At 71.3% G+C, this 16,981-nt stretch carries 18 protein-coding genes; 10 read left to right on the top strand and 8 right to left on the bottom strand.

Annotated elements, in window-relative coordinates:
• Positions 1 to 7: 7 nt before the first annotated feature.
• From murA to VH914_21760, 5 genes are all read left to right on the top strand, one after another.
• Positions 8 to 1,267, top strand: coding sequence for a UDP-N-acetylglucosamine 1-carboxyvinyltransferase (murA, locus tag VH914_21740; GenBank protein ID HEX4493839.1), 1,260 nt, complete (start codon positions 8 to 10; stop codon positions 1,265 to 1,267).
• 104 nt (positions 1,268 to 1,371) lie between these two features.
• Entirely contained in the window at positions 1,372 to 1,596 is a 225-nt protein-coding gene (locus VH914_21745; GenBank protein HEX4493840.1) for a NifU family protein, read from the top strand.
• Between the two features lie 146 nt (positions 1,597 to 1,742).
• Complete coding sequence (gene meaB, locus VH914_21750; GenBank protein ID HEX4493841.1) at positions 1,743 to 2,684, top strand: methylmalonyl Co-A mutase-associated GTPase MeaB; 942 nt, start codon at positions 1,743 to 1,745, stop codon at positions 2,682 to 2,684.
• A 5-nt stretch (positions 2,685 to 2,689) separates the two neighbouring features.
• On the top strand, positions 2,690 to 3,346 hold the full coding sequence (locus VH914_21755; protein ID HEX4493842.1) for a GNAT family N-acetyltransferase: 657 nt from the start codon (positions 2,690 to 2,692) through the stop codon (positions 3,344 to 3,346).
• Positions 3,347 to 3,357: 11 nt separating this feature from the next.
• Entirely contained in the window at positions 3,358 to 4,134 is a 777-nt protein-coding gene (locus tag VH914_21760; GenBank protein ID HEX4493843.1) for an enoyl-CoA hydratase-related protein, read from the top strand.
• Positions 4,135 to 4,139: 5 nt separating this feature from the next.
• Here the strand turns inward: VH914_21760 and VH914_21765 are convergent, their stop codons facing one another.
• From VH914_21765 to VH914_21780, 4 genes are read right to left on the bottom strand one after another with little or no spacing between them, the layout of a single operon-like run.
• A complete protein-coding gene (locus VH914_21765) occupies positions 4,140 to 5,123 on the bottom strand; it encodes an LLM class F420-dependent oxidoreductase (GenBank protein ID HEX4493844.1) in 984 nt (327 codons plus the stop codon).
• On the bottom strand, positions 5,120 to 5,566 hold the full coding sequence (locus tag VH914_21770; GenBank protein ID HEX4493845.1) for an SRPBCC family protein: 447 nt from the start codon (positions 5,564 to 5,566) through the stop codon (positions 5,120 to 5,122). The genes VH914_21765 and VH914_21770 overlap by 4 nt, the downstream gene beginning before the upstream one ends.
• On the bottom strand, positions 5,563 to 6,492 hold the full coding sequence (locus VH914_21775; GenBank protein HEX4493846.1) for a hypothetical protein: 930 nt from the start codon (positions 6,490 to 6,492) through the stop codon (positions 5,563 to 5,565). The genes VH914_21770 and VH914_21775 overlap by 4 nt, the downstream gene beginning before the upstream one ends.
• Positions 6,493 to 6,504: 12 nt before the next feature.
• Positions 6,505 to 7,011: a YdcF family protein gene (locus VH914_21780; GenBank protein ID HEX4493847.1), complete on the bottom strand. Its 507-nt coding sequence runs from the start codon at positions 7,009 to 7,011 to the stop codon at positions 6,505 to 6,507.
• Between the two features lie 62 nt (positions 7,012 to 7,073).
• On the opposite strand from VH914_21780, the gene VH914_21785 reads away from it, so the two are divergent.
• From VH914_21785 to VH914_21795, 3 genes are all read left to right on the top strand, one after another.
• Positions 7,074 to 8,432 (top strand): FAD-dependent oxidoreductase, encoded by a 1,359-nt coding sequence (locus VH914_21785; protein HEX4493848.1) that lies wholly within the window; start codon positions 7,074 to 7,076, stop codon positions 8,430 to 8,432.
• 1 nt (position 8,433) lies between these two features.
• Complete coding sequence (locus VH914_21790; GenBank protein HEX4493849.1) at positions 8,434 to 9,363, top strand: NAD-dependent epimerase/dehydratase family protein; 930 nt, start codon at positions 8,434 to 8,436, stop codon at positions 9,361 to 9,363.
• Between the two features lie 130 nt (positions 9,364 to 9,493).
• A complete protein-coding gene (locus VH914_21795) occupies positions 9,494 to 10,342 on the top strand; it encodes a DUF222 domain-containing protein (protein HEX4493850.1) in 849 nt (282 codons plus the stop codon).
• On the opposite strand, the gene VH914_21800 is transcribed toward VH914_21795, so the two are convergent.
• The gene (locus VH914_21800; GenBank protein HEX4493851.1) at positions 10,253 to 11,896 is read right to left on the bottom strand and encodes a hypothetical protein; all 1,644 of its coding nucleotides are present in this window, start codon (positions 11,894 to 11,896) and stop codon (positions 10,253 to 10,255) included. The genes VH914_21795 and VH914_21800 overlap by 90 nt on opposite strands.
• A gap of 104 nt (positions 11,897 to 12,000) precedes the next feature.
• Here VH914_21800 and VH914_21805 point away from each other — a divergent pair, with 104 nt between their 5' ends.
• The gene (locus VH914_21805; GenBank protein ID HEX4493852.1) at positions 12,001 to 13,086 is read left to right on the top strand and encodes an NHL repeat-containing protein; all 1,086 of its coding nucleotides are present in this window, start codon (positions 12,001 to 12,003) and stop codon (positions 13,084 to 13,086) included.
• Between the two features lie 9 nt (positions 13,087 to 13,095).
• On the opposite strand, the gene VH914_21810 is transcribed toward VH914_21805, so the two are convergent.
• Positions 13,096 to 13,908, bottom strand: coding sequence for a PhzF family phenazine biosynthesis protein (locus VH914_21810; GenBank protein ID HEX4493853.1), 813 nt, complete (start codon positions 13,906 to 13,908; stop codon positions 13,096 to 13,098).
• A 42-nt stretch (positions 13,909 to 13,950) separates the two neighbouring features.
• Positions 13,951 to 15,741, bottom strand: coding sequence for an acetyl-CoA carboxylase biotin carboxylase subunit (locus VH914_21815; GenBank protein ID HEX4493854.1), 1,791 nt, complete (start codon positions 15,739 to 15,741; stop codon positions 13,951 to 13,953).
• A gap of 46 nt (positions 15,742 to 15,787) precedes the next feature.
• Between VH914_21815 and VH914_21820 the strand changes: the two genes are divergently transcribed.
• Positions 15,788 to 16,663, top strand: coding sequence for a biotin--[acetyl-CoA-carboxylase] ligase (locus VH914_21820; GenBank protein HEX4493855.1), 876 nt, complete (start codon positions 15,788 to 15,790; stop codon positions 16,661 to 16,663).
• A gap of 15 nt (positions 16,664 to 16,678) precedes the next feature.
• On the opposite strand, the gene VH914_21825 is transcribed toward VH914_21820, so the two are convergent.
• Positions 16,679 to 16,981: aminotransferase class IV (locus VH914_21825; GenBank protein HEX4493856.1), on the bottom strand; the 303-nt coding region annotated here is incomplete at its 5' end.

The following is a 16,981-nucleotide window of genomic DNA, read 5'->3' on the forward strand; positions in this document are numbered from 1 at the left end:
GACGGTCATGACGCGCTTCCTCGTGCGTCCCGGGCACCGGATCGAGGGATCGGTGCACATCCCCGGGGCGACGAAGAACTCGGGCACGAAACAGATGGCCGCGGCATTGCTCGCGCCCGGTGTCACCCGCATCTCGAACATCCCGCCGGTCGCCGACCTCGACGTGATGATCGAGCTGCTCGGCGTGCTCGGCGCGCAGGCGGAATGGGCCGGCAAGGACACGCTCACGATCGACGCGACCTACGACCTCGAGCCGGAAGCGCCGTACGAGATCGTGTCGCGCATGCGCGCGTCGATCAACGTGCTCGGTCCGCTGCTCGCGCGCGCCGGTGAAGCGCGCGTCGCGATGCCGGGCGGCGACAACATCGGCAGTCGCAAGATCAACATGCACCTCGGCGGTTTCGAGCTGCTCGGCGCCGACATCGACGTCGTGCACGGCTACATCGAGGCGCGTGCGCCGTCGGGTCTGACCGGTGGTCGCATCGTGCTCGAGTTCCCGAGCGTCGGCGCGACCGAGAACCTGCTCACCGCGGCCGTGCGCGCGAAGGGCACGAGCGTGATCGAGAACGCGGCGCGCGAGCCCGAGATCACCGACCTGTGCGCGTTCCTCAACCGCATGGGCGCGCAGATCACCGGCGCCGGATCGTCGACGCTCGAGATCGAAGGCGTCGACGAGCTGCACGCGGTCGACAGCGAGCTCATGGGCGACCGCATCGAGGCCGGCACGCTCATCATGGCCTGCGGCATCGCGGGCGGTGAGGTGGAGCTCACCGGTGTGCGCCCCGAGCACCTCGAGCTGGTGACGCTGAAGCTCGGCGAGATGGGCATGCGCGTGTCGCCGACACCCGATGGCCTGTGGGCGCACGCGCGCCGTCGTCTCACCGCGGTCGACGTCGCGACGTTGCCGTTCCCCGGCTTCGCGACCGACTTCATGCCGATGGTCGTCGCGCTCATGGCGGTCGCCGACGGCACCGCGATCGTCACCGAGAACGTGTACGACGGTCGCTTCCAATTCGTCGACGAGCTCGCGCGCATGGGTGCCGACGTCCGCAACGAAGGCCGGCACGCGGTCGTGCGCGGCGTCGAGCGACTGTCGGGTGCGCCGGTGCAGGCGTCGGACGTGCGGGCCGGCGCCGCGCTCACGCTCGCGGGCCTCGCCGCCGAGGGCGACACGATCGTCTACAACTGTGAGCACGTCGACCGTGGCTACCCGGATCTGCCGGCCCAGCTGCGGGCGCTGGGTGCCGACGTGTCCCGCCTCAAGTGAGGCCCGGCCGGGAATCGGTGGGATACTGAGGCCGTTGCAATCCCGGGCCGAACGGCCCGTGACGTCGACGGATTGGGATGAGCATGGCCCTCGATCTCGCCAGCATGGAACCCGCGGTGCTCGAGGCGATCGACGCCATCCGGCCCGCGCTCCAGTCCGACGGGGGCGACATCGTGTTCCGTGAGCTCGACGACGACGGCGTCGTCCACGTGACGCTCGTCGGCGCGTGCGGCACCTGCCCGGTGTCGACGATGACCCTGAAGGCCGGGGTCGAGCGGATCATCATGGACCGCGTCCCCGGCATCACCGAGGTCACCACCGACGAGTAGTCGGCTGCCTCTGAGCTTTCTGGTCGCACTCGCTTTCGCTCGCCGCTCCTGACGCGGGATGGGAGCGGATCGGACGGGCCGCACGCGACCCGCCCGTTCTGGTGGGAACGTGCGCTCGCGTTGTGGTGGGAACGTACGCTCACTCGATGACGGATGATGCGGCCGCGTTGGTGGCGCGAGCCCGCGACGGTGATCGGGTCGCGATCGCGAAGCTGCTCACGATGGTGGAGGTCGGCGGCGAGCGAGCGCGTGCCGCGATCGCCGCGACCGCGCCGCACACCGGGAACGCGTGGACCGTCGGCATCACGGGCGCGCCGGGCGCCGGCAAGTCGACCCTGACCGACGCGCTCGTGAAGCAGCTGCGCGCGTGTGACATCGAGGTCGGTGTGCTCGCGGTCGATCCGACGAGCCCGTTCAGCGGCGGTGCGATCCTCGGCGACCGCGTCCGCATGCAGGACCACTCGACCGACCCCGGCGTGTTCATCCGCTCGATGGCGACGCGCGGTCACCTCGGAGGCCTCGCGCTCGCGACACCGCTCGCGGTGCGCGTGCTCGACGCCGCGAAGAAGCAATGGGTGCTGATCGAGACCGTCGGCGTCGGTCAGGTCGAGGTCGAGATCGCGGGTCACGCCGACTCGACCGTCGTGGTGGTGAACCCCGGTTGGGGCGACGGCGTGCAGGCCGCGAAGGCGGGGCTGCTCGAGGTCGCCGACGTCTTCGTCGTGAACAAGGCCGACCGTCCCGGCGCGCGGGAGACGCGGCGCGACCTCGACGGCATGCTCGACCTCGGCGGTCTCGACGAACACCAATGGCGACCGCCGATCGTCGAGACGGTTGCGACCGAAGGGACGGGCGTCGCCGAGCTCCGGGACGCGCTGCGTGCGCACCGCGACTTCCTCGAAGCGCACGACCTCGTCGACGCGCGTCGCCGCACGCGCGTGCGAGACGAGCTGCGCGCGATCGTCGCCGAGCAGCTGCGCGAACGTGCCGCCGCGCTCGGCTCGGGTGCGAAGTTCGACGCGCTCGTCGACCGGGTCGCGGCGCGCGAGCTCGATCCCTTCGCGGCCGCGTCCGAGTTGTTGGCGTAGCGCCGGTGGTGCACCCGCTCGCACCGTTGCTCGACCGCGCCGCGCACGGCGCGTTCCCGCCCACCGACGGGATCGTGCACTCGATGCCCGCGCTCCCACACGGCATCGACGCGCTCGTCGCGCTGACGGGCACGTTCGCCCTCACGGGTGGCCTCGACCAGGGCGAGGTCGACGCGCGCGTGCCACACGGCGAGTTCCGCATCCCGACGTCGGTTGCGTTCCTGCAGTGGATCACCGACGCACTCGGCGTGCGCGTCGGCACGCAGGACATGGTGTTCGTGACGCGCTCGCCGGGGGAGCCGCCCGAGCCGGTTCCGTCGGTCGAGCTCGTGGAGTCTCCCGATTGCGACCATCCGCGTGTCGGCGAGGCGCGCCGGCATCGGCGCACGCTGCGCGTCTACGAGACCGTCGACGGAGCCGGTGTCGTCGTGTTGGGACGCGGGCTCACGAACCGCTGGGAGGTCGCGTACGAGGTCGATCCGGCCGCACGCGACGCGGGTCTCGGCCGCGCGCTCGTGCTCAGCGCGGTGCGCACGCTGCCGCACGACACGCCGGTGTGGGCGCAGGTCGCGCCCGGAAACGCGGCGTCGGTGCGCGGCGTGCTCGCCGCGGGCTTCCGTCCCGTCGGCGCCGAGATCCTGCTCGTGCACGACCACAAGTAGCCTCGCCCGCCGTGACCGACGAAGTGAAGATCGCCGTCGACGACGGTGTCGCGCTCCTGACCCTCGACCGCCCGCCGCTCAACGCGCTGTCGGCGTCGTTGCTCGCCGAGCTCGCGCAGCGCGCGCATGCGATCGCCGCCGACGCAACGGTGAAGGCGGTCGTGATCACCGGAAACGACCGCGCCTTCGCGGCCGGTGCCGACGTCACCGAGTTCTCGCCGGACCGCGAATCGGCGCGCATCGTCGCCGCGTCGTTCCGGACCGCGGCCGACGCGCTCGCCGCGATCGAGCGGCCCGTGATCGCAGCGATCCGCGGCTACGCGCTCGGCGGCGGGCTCGAGGTCGCGCTCGCGTGCGACCTGCGTGTCGCCGCCGACAACGCGCGTGTCGGGCAGCCCGAGATCCTGCTCGGCATCATCCCCGGTGGCGGCGCGACGCAACGGCTGGCGCGGTTGGTGGGCGCGTCACGCGCGAAGGAGTTGATCTGGAGCGGCCGGCAGGTGCGCGCCGACGAAGCGCTTGCGATCGGGCTCGTCGACAAGGTGGTGCCGGCCGACGCCGTGCTCGACGAGGCCCTGCGTTGGGCGCAGTCGTTCGCGTCGGGCGCCGTCGCCGCGATGGGCTTCGCCAAGCGCGCCATCGACGACGGGATCGAGCGCACGCTGGCCGAGGGTCTCGACCTCGAGGCCGACCGTTTCGCCGACTCGTTCGCCACGAACGACGCCGCGACCGGGATCGCGAGCTACCTTGAGCACGGCCCCGGAAAAGCGACGTTCTCGGGCTCGTAGCCCGCTCAGGCGCGCGGTTTGGCCGCGTCGAGCGTCGCTTCGACGACCGCGGCGCGATCCTCGCCCCAGGGGAGCGGGAACACGATCGGCGTCTCGACGCCGGCGTCGACGTACGCCTGCACCGAGCGCTGCACGTGCGCGGCGTCGCCCATGATCTGCACGCCGTCGACCCACTCGTCCGACACCGCGGCGACCGCCGCGTCGCGCTCACGCGCTCCGTGTCGCGCGCGCACTTCTTCGACCGCGTCGGCGTATCCCGCGCGCGCGAAGTTCGCGGCGTACGCGTCGACGACCGCGTAGGAGAAGAGGTCGCGGCGCGCCGCCTCGGCGTAGCGATCGCGATCGGTCACGCCGACGTGGATGTAGGCGTAGATGCGTGCCGGTCCGCCCGCGCGCACCTGTTCGACCGACCACGGCACGAGCGTCGCGGGCAGGTAGTTGAGCAGCACACCGTCGGCGATCTCACCCGCGAGCGCGAGCATGCGCGGGTTGAGCGCGCCGATCACGATCTTGGGCGTGCGCTCGGTCGCGCGCAGACCGAGCCGGAAGCGCGACACGTGGTAGTAGTCGCCGTCGAACGACACGGTCTCGCCCGCAAGGCACTCGCGCACGAGCGCGACGTACTCGCGCACCTGCGCGAGCGGTCGGTTCGTGTACTCGGTGCCGTGCCAGCGGCCCGCGACGACGGGCGAAGAGATGCCGATGCCGAGGAAGACGTCGCGGTCGGGCGCGAGCTGTTGGAGGGTCGCCGCCGCCATCGCCGCGAGCGGCGGCGTGCGCAGTTGCAGCGCGAGCACGCCGGTGCCGAGGCCGAGCGCGGGCGCCGCGACCGACACCGCGCCGAGCAACGAGAACGCCTCGCTGCCGTTGGCCTCCGCGACCCAGAGTGACTCGTAGCCGAGACGCTCCGCGAGTCGCGCGGTCGCGATCGTCGTCGGCGCGCCGAGCGTCTGGATGGGCGCGACCGTCGCGCCGTAAGGAGTGGTCATGGTCGCCCTTCCGCGATCTTCCGGAGCCGCCGCAGGTTGCCGCGCCACACGCGCTTGAACACGGGCTTCGCGATCTGTTCGCCGACGGGGCCGCCCATCCACCACGGGAAGCGCAACCGCTCGGTCCAGATGAAGCGCGTGCGGCCGCGCCGCTTCGACCGCAGTGCGAACCGACCCGTGCCGCTGACCACGCCGCGGTGCTCGATCGCGACCGCGTGACCGGCATCCCATTCGGTGACCGTCATGCGGTCGCGCAAGCGGAAGGGCCCGATGCGTGTGAAGCAGTCGAACTCCGTGCCGACACCCCGATGCGCGCGTGAGACGAACTCGATGCGCTCGGCGTCGCCCATCCAGTCGACGTGGTCCTCGATCGACTCGACGACGTCCCACACCTGCGCGCGCGAAGCGTCGATCGTCGTCGCGATTCGAATGCGTGCGGTCACGGCGCGCGCTGCTCGCGAAGCGCGGTCGCGGCGTGCTCGGGCGGCACGATGTTCACGAACATTCCACTGCCGCGCTCGAAGCCCGCGACCACCGTGAGGCGGGGCGTGATCCGCACGTACCAGTGGTAGCCGGGACGGGCCGCGGCCGGCGCGGTGTGCACGACGAGGTTGTACGCGGGGTCGCCGAGCAGTGCCGACAGGCGCGCCAGCACCTCGTGCGTGGTGCGCGCGACGACTTCGATCTCCGGGTCGGTCGCCTGGTCGAAGCGGGCGCGGGTCGAGCGGTGCGCGACGAGCACCTCGAACGGCTCGCTCGCCGCGGGATTGCACCACGCGGGCGCAGGCCCGTCGATCACCGCGTAATCGGTGCCGCGCGCGTTGCTGAGCGCGTCGGCCACGAGGTCGCGGCCCGCGCGCTCGAAGCGACCGACGTCGTCCGCGACACCGGGTGGCACGAAGTCGAGCACCACGAGCTGCGCGTGCGGGTGCTCGATCGACGCGCCCGCGGCGCGGCCGTGGTTCACGAACGGCACCGCGTGCGCGAGGCCGGCGTCGAGATGGAACGCGCTGCGATCTCGCAGCGTGCGGAAGACCTCGGTCGCGGCGTCGACCGACAGCGCGCCGAGCGACCGATCGTGCGCGGGGGAGAGGACGACGACCTCGTGCGCGCCCGCGACTGCGCCGCCGACGATCGGGAACTTGTTCGGCACCACGCGCAGGCTCCAACCCGGCGTCTCGGGCTCACCGTCGCCGCGGCGCGCGACCTCGGGAGGCGTCTCGGACTCGTGGCCGGGACAGAACGGGCAGTCGGGCGCGAGCGCGGGGAGCGGCTCGTGCTCGCGACGGAACGTGTCCGGCCGCGCCGCCCGCTCCGCTGCGACGATCACGAGCCGATCGGTCAGCGCGTCGTGACGCATCTCCGGCATTGGCGCCCGACGCTACCGGGTCTGCACCGGCCTTCGGATCCGATCGCGCACCATGATCGCGAGCTCGTAGCCCGCGATCGGAGCCGCGATCCACCAGCGCGTGTCGACATCGCCGAGCGTCACGAAGACCCGGTCCGCGTCGTTGGGGAACTGGCGCAGCCAGTAGCGACGTGCTCGGGCCGCGTGGAGCGGCTGTGAGACGAGGTGCACGGCCGCGCAGTCGCGCACGAGCGTCTCGGCCTCGCGCACGTTCTCCCACGTCGTCGTCGAACGGCGTTCGGCGACCAGCGCGTCGGTGTCGACGCCGAGCTCGCGCGCGAGCCGCACCATCACGTCGGCCTCGACGATCGAGTTCTTGCGCGCACCGCCGCACATCACCAGCCGGTCGGCGTCGACCGCGCGGAACACGTCGACCGCGGCCGCGACGCGCGCCCGCTGAACCCGATGGGGCCGTCCGTCGCGCCGGGCCGGATGCCCGAGCACGACGACAGCGCTCGGCCTGCCGGGTCGTTCCGCCACGGCGATCAGTATGCAGTGCGCAGTGCGCGGTGGGCAGGTACCGGCTCAGTACCCTTGAGCCCGTGCCGGTGCGCTTCGTGATCCTTGGTGGTGGTCCCGCGGGAAATACCGCGGCCACTGTCGCGGCGACGCTCGGCGCCGAGGTCACGCTCGTCGAGCGCGACATCATCGGCGGCGCCGCGCACCTCTGGGACTGCATCCCGTCGAAGGCGATGATCGCGACCGGCGGCGAGCTGTCGGAGCTCACGCGTTCGCGGGTCATGGGCCTGCGCGCCGACGGCAACCTCGATTTCGACGCGCTGCGCGAGCGCGTCGCGTCGATCGAAGGCCGGCTCCACGAGTCGGTGCGCAGCCTGCTCGAGTCGCAGGGCGTGCGCATGGTCGCGGGCACGGGTCGGCTCGTGTCGCCGTACACCGTCGCGATCGACACCGCCGACGGCACCGAGCAGATCGACGCCGACGCGATCTTGCTCGCGACCGGCTCGCGTCCGCGCATCCCCGACTGGGTGACCGTCGACGGTGAGCGCATCCTGACGACCCGACAGGCGTATCCGCCGCCGGAGATCCCCGAGCATCTCGTCGTCGTGGGTTCGGGCGTCACCGGCGTCGAGTTCACGCACATGTTCAGCGCGCTCGGCGCGCACGTGACGCTCGTCGTCTCGCGTCAACAGGTGCTACCGAACAAGGACGCGGAGGTCGCGGCCGTGCTCGAGCAGGAGTTCCTGTCGCGCGGCGTGAAGCTGTTGAAGGGCGCGCGCGCGATCGCGATCGAGCGCGACGGTTCGAAGGTGTTCGTGTCGTGCGACGACGGTCGCCGCGCCGACGGCTCGCACGGCCTGCTCTGCATCGGCTCGATCCCCAACAGCGACGGCCTCGGCTGCGACGCCGCGGGTGTGCACGTCGACGACGGCGGTTACGTGCCGGGCAACCGCCACTGCCAGACCAACGTGCCGCACATCTACAGCGCCGGCGACCTGTCGGGACGGCTGCCGCTGTCGTCGGTCGCGGCGATGCAGGGTCGCAAGATCGCGGAGCACGTGATGGGGCTCACCGCGGTCGCGCACCGCCACCTCGACTACGACAAGGCCGCGTCCGCGATCTTCACCGAGCCCGAGATCGCCGACGTCGGTCTCGTCGAGGCCGAGGCGTTCGCGGTCGGTCGCAAGCTGCGCGTCACGAAGGTGCCGTTCTCGGCGAACGCGCAGGCGCTCATCAAGGGCGACTCGCGGGGCTTCGTGAAGGTGCTCTCCGACCCCGCGACGGGTGTCGTGCTCGGCGGCTCGATCGTCGGTCGCAACGCGGCCGAGCTCATCAGCATCATCGCGGTCGCGGTCACGAACCGCCTCACCGTGACCGACATCGTCGACTCGCTGCTCGTCCACCCCGCGCTCGCGGAATCACTCGCCGAAGCCGCCTCGTAACGTGCGCGCGCTGGTTACCGGGGCCGCCGGCTTCGTCGGCAGCCATCTCGTCGATGCGCTCGTCGCGCGCGGCGATACCGTCGTCGCGGTCGACTCGCTGACGCCGTACTACGACATCTCGCAGAAGCGCGCGAACGCACAGTCGACAGGAATCGAGCTGGTCGAGGCGGATCTCCGCACCTCGCCGATCGAACCGTTGCTCGACGGTGTCGACGTCGTCTTCCATCAGTCCGCGCAGCCCGGCGTGCGGCTCTCGTGGTCGAAGGGCTTCCGCGAGTACGTCGAGCAGAACGTGCTCGTCACCCAGCGGCTGCTCGACGCGGTGCACGCCGTTGCCACGCCGCGGTTCGTGTATGCGTCGAGCTCGTCGGTGTACGGCACGCAGTTGCGCTACCCGACGACCGAGACGGATCTGCCCGCGCCGTTCAGCCCGTACGGCGTCACGAAGCTCGCGGCCGAGCACCTCTGCGGCGTGTTCGCCGCGAACTGGGGACTGTCGACGGTGTCGCTCCGCTACTTCACCGTGTTCGGACCGCGGCAGCGCCCCGACATGTCGATCCACCGACTCTGCGAGGCCGCGATCAACGGCGACGAGTTCCCGTTGTTCGGCGACGGCTCGCAGATCCGCGAGTTCACGTACGTCTCCGACATCGTCGCGGGCAACCTCGCCGCGGCCGACGCCGACGTCGCACCGGGCACGATCGTGAACCTCGCGGGCGGCGCGGAGATCACGATCTCCGACCTCATCTCATTGGTCGAATCGATCGCGGGCGCGCCGATCGCGGTCGACCGTTGCGCCGCCGAGCCCGGCGACTCCCGCCGCAACGGCGGCGCGATCGACCGGGCGCGCGAGCTGCTCGGATGGGAGCCGAAGGTGTCGCTGCGCGATGGCATCGCCGCCCAGTTGGAGTGGCACCGCGCGCGCAACTGACTGAGCGTTCGTGGGCTCTTCGCCGTTCAGCCGACTCGTTTCACGGTTGATCCGACGCCCGACCCGTGCTGCGACCCACTCTTGACGCGAAGGGCACGAGCACGTCGACGCCGAGATCGAGGATGTGCTCGTGGATTTCGCGGCGAGCCGCGACTACCCCGCGCTCGACGCGGCGATCCGTCACTACCACCTGCGCGCCGACGCGCTCGACGACCGCGACCCGGCCGATCGCAACGGCGCGCACATCTCACACCTCGGCTCGCGCTGGATCGTCGGAGCCGACCTCGACGAGCTCGCGGGCACGACCGTCGACGAAGCGATCCGTGCCGCCACGGACCGGCCGAGCGACGACGACCACCGCACCACGACGAAGCGCGGCGCCGACGCGATCGAGACGGTCTGCCGATTCTTCCTCGATCGTGCCGAGAACCCGATCGAAGGTGGAGAACGGCCGCACGTCGCGATCGTGCACGGCGCGTGTGGTCCGCTCGTCGCGAGGCCGCTCCCGCAGGCGACCATCGACCGCCTCTTGTGCGACGCGCAGGTCTCGCCGATCGTCCTCGATCCCGACGGCGTTCCGCTCGCCGTCGGACGCACTCGGTACACGCCGAACCGTGCGCAACGCCGGGCGGTGATGACTCGGGACGGCCGGTGCCGCTTCCCCGGCTGCAATCGAAGACCGAGCTGGTGCGAGGTCCACCATGTCCGGGCATGGGCGAAGAATGGTCCGACCGACCTTGCGAACCTCGCTTGCCTGTGCGCGTTCCATCACCACCTCGTGCACCAACCGGGTTGGCGCGCGACGTTCGACGGCATCACGTTCACCGTGACGCGCCCCGACGGCACCGTGGTCGCACGAACGGTGAACCAGGGCGCGTCGCAGCGCGCGTCACGCGGTGATGGTCACCAACGCGTTCGAGTGGGCGCCGCGCCGGAGGTCGCCGAAGTCGACGTGGGTGATCACGCGGAACGTTCGTGAACCGGACTCCAGGCCGTTCGCGTGGATCGGCACCTGCACCGAGCCCGACGTGTCGCCGCGTCGAATCGCGATGTACTGCGTGGTGGAGTCGTAATCGGCGGGCGACGACGCGGTGACGTCGCGGAACGAGACGCGGATCTGACCATCGAACCGGGCCGGTCGATCGAGGTCGACGGTCACCGTCGCGTCGGTGGAGCCGCTCGTCGGCTCGGAGACGGTGACATTCGGCATCGTCGTGATCGCCTGCAGATCGGGCGCGGGAGAGCTCGCGACCGCGTTGACGAAGATGTCGGCGGTTCCGTCGTGATCGTCGGGAACGATGTCGTCGGCCGTGCACGTGAAGACCGCGGTGTTCGCGTCGGCGACGAGCGCAGGGGCGGTGCACGTGCCGGTTGCGGTGGCGGACGCGCCCTCGAGCGGGACGCTGACGTAGCGGATCGTGCCGTCGGCCCGGTCGTACGAGTACACCTTCGGCACACCGACCGGAGGGCCGACGATCGCGGGCTTGCGGCCGATGCCGTTGCCGCCGACGTACACGATTCGCCCGTTTTCGCTGAGGCCGAGCCCGTCCGGGTACACGCCGGTGGCGGGCGGATCGATGGTCTCGCTGGTCCCCGCGAACGTATCGAGGAGGTGGATCGCGTTGCCGTCGTGCTCGGTCGTCGTGATCCAGCCCATCGTGGCGCCGTCGGGCGAGTAGCGAACCGACGTGATCGTGCCGGCGACGCCGGAGCCCGTGTAGGTCCCGCCGACGAGGTGGGTCACACCGGTGTGGCGGGTGCGGTCGTAGAGGTAGAGGGATCCGTCGCAGAAGACGAGGATCGCGACGTGCGATGCGTCGCCGCTCAGCGCGACGGCCGAGCGGTTCTGCACCGATCCCGAGTCGCGACAGTCGTCGTCGCCCGTGCGCAGACCGGCCACGGTCGTCGTTCCGGCCTTCATGCTGTGGATGTACGCGTCGCCGGTGACCTGCGGCGGTGCGCCGAGGGTCGTCGCCGACGACGTGAACGCGACGAACCGACCCTTGACGCCGATGTGCGGATCCGATGACGCGCCGTTGGTCTGATCGCCGCCGGTGGCGACGCTCACGCGCGTCGTCGTCTGCGCGACCAGGTCGCGCACGAAGATGTCGGCGACGTGATTCGTGTCGCCGTCGACGAGGTTCGTGGCGCTCGAGCGGAACGCGATGTAGCGGCCGTCACCACTGATCGACGGTTGGTCGCTGCGCTGGTTGCCGGCGACGCCGCTCGTCGACACGCTCACGAGCTGCGTCGTGTTCGCGACGAGATCCCGAACGAACACGTTCGTCACGTCACTCGCGCCGGCGGCGACGAGATTCGTCGCAGCGGACGAGAACGCGACGTAACGCCCCTTGTCGCTGATCGCCGGCGCGGACGACTTTCCGTTCGGATCTCCGCCGGTCGTGCTCACGCTGATCCGCGTCGGCGCCACCGGCGGCGCGACCGCGACGGCCGCGTGCGCGCCCACACCGATCGGCACCAACGTGACGCACAGTGCGACGGCGCCGACGAGGAACGATCGCGTACCCCGCACGTGTCCTCCCCACGTCCTCCCGGCCGACCACGCTAGCGATACGGCTACCAGCGGGACAACGCGGCGCCCTCGACGTGAGGATCGGCGCGAGTTACGTTCCGGGCGTGGGTAGGTGGTGGATCGCGTTCGTGGGCGCGGCCCTGGTGGGCACGAGCATGGTCGGTGTGCCCGCGGCGGGCGGTGCCGCCGGCACGATCACCACCGTCGCCGGCAACGGCAGCCTGGGTTTCTGCGGGGATGGCGGGCCCGCGATCTCGGCGTGCATCTTCTTCCCGGAGGACGATGCTGTCGACGCGCGCGGACGGCAGTTCATCGTCGACGGCGACAACAACCGCATCCGGCGCGTCGCGCACGGCATCATCCGGACGATCGCGGGCAACGGAAAGCAGCGCTTCTGCGGCGACGGGCGGCGCGCCGTCAACGCGTGCCTTCGGAACCCCGAGGGTGTCGCGGTCGACGCGCAGGACAACGTCTACATCGCGGACACGGAGAACTATCGCATTCGCAAGATCGACCCGTCCGGCTTCATCTCGACGATCGCGGGAACCGGCGTCAGCGCGTACTGCGGCGACAACGGCCCCGCGATCGACGCGTGCCTCCGCTGGCCGATGAGCATCGCCGTCGACGCGAGCGGCGACGTGTTCTTCAGCGACGTCTTCAACGACCGGATCCGCAAGATCGACAGCGCCGGCGTGATCTCCACGGTCGCGGGCAGAGGAACCGACGGATTCTGCGGAGACGGTGGACCTGCCATCGACGCGTGCCTCAGCGTTCCCGAGGGCATCGCGCTCGACGCACAGGGCGATCTCTACATCGCCGACGCGCGAAACGATCGGATCCGTCGGGTCCGCAACGGCATGATCAGCACCGTCGCCGGCAACGGCACCGAGGGCTTCTGTGGCGACGGTGGTCCCGCCGTCGACGCCTGCCTCGACTTTCCACGCGCCGTCGGGGTGGACCACTCGGGCGCCGTCTATGTCGTCGACACGAAGAACCGGCGCGTGCGCCGGATCGACGAAGCCGGCACGATCAGGACGTTCGCGGGCGGTGGATCCGAGCGCTTCTGCGGGGACGGCGGCCCGCCGCGCCTCGCGTGCCTCAGCTTCCCGAGCGGCGTCACCTTCGACGCGCGCCGCCACGTGTACATCGCCGACAGCGGCAACGGACGCATCCGCGAGGTCTTTCGCTGACGGCTCGCCTCAGACGAGCAGCTCGCCGCGCAGCACGGTGACCGCGTGCCCGCCGAGCATCACGCGATCACCGACGACGCGGACGCGCACGGTGCCGCCGCGCGGTGAGGCCTGGTAGCCGGTGAGCTCGGTACGGCCGAAGCGCGCGGCCCAGAACGGCGCGAGCGCGCAGTGCGCGGAGCCGGTGACGGGGTCCTCGTCGATCCCCGCGCCGGGTGCGAAGAACCGCGACACGAAGTCGGCGTCGGAGCGCTTCGCGGCCGCGGTGACGATCACACCGCGAGCGTGGATCGAGCGGAACGCCACGACGTCGGGCTCGTACGCGAGCACCGCGCCCTCGTCGGCGAGCTCGACGAAGTAGTCGAACTTCGTGCGCAACACGGGATGCTGCGCGTCGACGCCGATTGCGGCGCGCACTGGCGCGGCATCGGCATCCGCGACCGGCGCGAGCGACGACGCAGGGAAGTCGAGCTCGATGAGATCGCCGGCGCGCGCCGCGCCGAGCTCGCCGCTACGCGTGTCGAACCGCGCTCGACTGCCGCGCGGGATCCGTTCCGTCTCCCAGAGCGCGTGCGCGGACGCAAGCGTGGCGTGACCGCACAGGTCGATCTCGACGCTCGGGGAGAACCACCGCAGCGACCACGCATCCGTCGCATCACCGCTCGCAGGCGGTACGAGGAACGCGGTCTCCGAGAGGTTCATCTCCGCGGCGACCGACTGCATCCACCTCGCGTCGCGCGCCTCGTCGAGGAAGCAGACGGCGGCCGGGTTGCCGGCGAAGGGTGCAGCCGTGAACGCGTCGACGTGCAGCAGCGGCGGCATCACGGCGACCGTAGTGGCGAACGCGGCGCTCGCCGCACCGGTTTATTCCGGGGCTTCGATGATGACGAGCACGTCGCCGGCACCGACGGTGTCGCCGGTCGCGACCCGCAGTTCCTTCACCGTGCCCGCGATCTCGGCGTTGATGTGGTTCTCCATCTTCATCGCCTCGAGCACGAGCAGTGCCTGACCGGCCTCGACCGCGGCGCCGATCTCGACGAGCACCTTCACGATCGTGCCCTGCATCGGCGCGGCCACGGTCCCGCCGCCCACCGCGCCGCTACCGGTCGAGCGCGTCGGTGCCTTCGTCCGTGGCGCGCGCGCGGCGTTCGCCGTCCGCGCCGGCGCCGCGGCGACGGGCGTCTCGTCGACCCACACCTTCACCGTGAAGCGCTTGCCGTCGACCTCGACCGGCACCGTGCGCTCGACGAGCGGTGCCTTCTCCTCACCGTCTTCCGAGGGCGCGGTCGCTGCGAATTCGGGTTCGGCGAACAGCGACGGGTCGAGCTCGTCCTCGACCCACTTCGTCGAGTGCTCGACCGCGGCGAAGTCGGGATGACCGACGAGCACGATGTCGGCCGGCACCGTCGTCTTGATGCCCGCGATCTCGAGCTCGCGCAGCGCGCGCAGCATGCGCGCGATCGCACGATCGCGATCCGCGGCGTGCACGACGAGCTTGCCGACGAGGTTGTCGTAGTACTGCGAGATCTCGTCGCCCGCTTCGTACCCGCCGTCCCAGCGCACACCGGGACCCGAGGGCACGCGCAGCTTCGTGATCGGCCCGGGCGACGGCAGGAACTTCTTCGCCGGGTTCTCCGCGTTGATCCGACATTCGATCGCGTGGCCCTGCAGCTTCACCGACCGTTGCTTGAGCGAGAGCTTCTTGCCCGACGCGATCGAGATCTGCTCGGCGACGAGGTCGAGGCCGCTCACCTCTTCGGTGACGCAGTGCTCGACCTGGAGCCGCGTGTTCATCTCGAGGAACCAGAACTCGCCGTCCTGGTAGAGCATCTCGACGGTGCCCGCGTTCACGTAGCCGCAGGCGAGCGCGACCTTCACGGCGGCTTCGCCCATCGCGGCACGCGTGTCGGCCGGGATGTTCGGTGCGGGCGCCTCTTCGATGAGCTTCTGGTGCCGGCGTTGGGTGGAGCAGTCGCGATCGCCGACGTAGATGCCGTTGCCGTGCGAGTCGCACAGCACCTGGATCTCCACGTGGCGCGGCCGCGTGAGGTAGCGCTCCATGTACGCCTCGGGGCGACCGAAGTAGGCCTGCGCCTCGCGCGTCGCGGACTCGAACGCGGACGCGGCCTCGTCGGCCGAGTGCACGACCTTCATCCCGCGCCCGCCACCGCCGTACGCGGCCTTGATCGCGATGGGGTAGCCGAACTCCTGGCCGAAGGCGTGGATCTCGGAGACCTCGCCGATCGGCGTCGTCGTGCCCGGTACCGACGCGACCTCGGCGCGCGCGGCGGCGAGTCGCGACGAGATCTTGTCGCCCATGACCTCGATCGCCGCGGGCGGCGGACCGATCCACACCGCGCCGGCGTCGGTGAGCGCGCGAGCGAACTCGGCGTTCTCGCTGAAGAACCCGTAGCCGGGGTGCACCGCATCGGCGCCCGACTGCTCGAGCGCCCACAGCATTTGCTCGGTGTTGAGGTAGCTCTCGGCCGCGGTCTGGCCGCCGAGCGAGTAGGCCTCGTCGGCGTAGCGCACGTGCAGCGCGTCGCGATCCAGGTCGGAGTACACGGCCACCGTCGCGATGCCGAGCTCGCGGCACGTCCGCATGACGCGCACGGCGATCTCGCCCCGGTTCGCGATCAGGATCTTCGACAGCAACGTGTGCCCCCGCTCGGCTGGAATGCGGCGCCGTATCCTACGGGTGATGCCCCTGAGTGAGAGCGAATCGGCGGAGCCGATGCGCGTCGAGCGGGGCCCGAGCGGCCCGGCGCCACGGGCGCCGAGCGCGGGAAGTGCAGCCCCGGCCCGCCGGGACGATCTCGTCGCGCGGCTCGGCGGCACCCGGTTCCACGAGGTGCGTTGGTTCGAGACGATCGACTCGACGAACCGCTATCTCGTCGACGCCGCGGCCACCGGTGAAGCGCCCGGACTCGTCGCGGTCGCCGACGAGCAACGCGCGGGGCGCGGGCGTCTCGGCCGCACGTGGGTCGCGCCGCCGGGCGCGTCGTTGCTCACGTCGGTGCTGCTCGGCGACGCGCTCCCGGCGGAGCAGCGCCACCTCGTCGTGGTCGCGGCCGCGCTGAGCGCGATCGACGCGGTCGACGCGCTCTGTGCCGTCCGGCCCCGGCTCAAGTGGCCCAACGACCTCGTCGTCGACGACCGCAAGCTCGCGGGGCTGCTCGCGGAGGCGACCGGCTCGGGCGCCGTCGTCGTCGGCATGGGGCTCAACGTCGACTGGAACGGCTTCCCGCTCGACATCGCCGCCACCGCGACCGCGTGCAACCGTGAGGGACGCGTCGCGCCGCGTGCCGACCTGCTCGTCGCGTGGCTGCGCGCGTTCGACGCGCGCCTCGACACGCTGGCCGCGCGCGGACCCGTCGACCTCCGGAACGAGCACACTGCGAACAGCGCGACCCTCGGCCGGCGCGTCCGCGTCGAGCGCGCGCGCGACGCGCTCGAAGGCGACGCGGTCGCGCTCACCGACCTCGGGCACCTCGTGGTGCACGCCGACGACGGCGAGGAGCACACCCTGACCGCCGGCGATGTCGTGCACCTGCGCCCGGCGCCGCCTCCGTCCTGACGAGGCCGCGCCCGACTACGGATCGAGGTCGCGCGCGACGAGCGCGGCGAAGGCGGGCGCGAGACGCGACGCGAGCGGACCGGGCGCCGCGTACGCGAAGTCCTCACTCCCGTCGACGACGATTCGGTCGACGGCCTGTACCTCGCGGGTCGTCGAGGTGAGGATCACCTCCGACGCGCGCGCGAGCGCGTCCATCGGCAGGTCGCGCTCGCACGCCTCGATGCCGACGGTCGGGGCGAGCTCGAGCAGCAGACCGCGCGTGACGCCGAGCAGGCAACCCGCCGACGCGGGCGGCGTCACGAAGTCGCCGTCGAGCAC

The sequence above is a fragment of the Acidimicrobiia bacterium genome, from assembly GCA_036271555.1.
In the GTDB taxonomy this organism is placed as follows: domain Bacteria; phylum Actinomycetota; class Acidimicrobiia; order IMCC26256; family PALSA-610; genus DATBAK01.

Coding starts and splice junctions, on each gene's coding strand:
- VH914_21765 (HEX4493844.1), bottom strand. CDS start 5,123: ATGACCACTCCTTACGGCGCGACGGTCGCGCCCATCCAGACGCTCGGC.
- VH914_21810 (HEX4493853.1), bottom strand. CDS start 13,908: ATGCCGCCGCTGCTGCACGTCGACGCGTTCACGGCTGCACCCTTCGCC.
- murA (HEX4493839.1), top strand. CDS start 8: ATGACGCGCTTCCTCGTGCGTCCCGGGCACCGGATCGAGGGATCGGTG.
- VH914_21745 (HEX4493840.1), top strand. CDS start 1,372: ATGGAACCCGCGGTGCTCGAGGCGATCGACGCCATCCGGCCCGCGCTC.
- meaB (HEX4493841.1), top strand. CDS start 1,743: ATGACGGATGATGCGGCCGCGTTGGTGGCGCGAGCCCGCGACGGTGAT.
- VH914_21775 (HEX4493846.1), bottom strand. CDS start 6,492: ATGCCGGAGATGCGTCACGACGCGCTGACCGATCGGCTCGTGATCGTC.
- VH914_21820 (HEX4493855.1), top strand. CDS start 15,788: ATGCCCCTGAGTGAGAGCGAATCGGCGGAGCCGATGCGCGTCGAGCGG.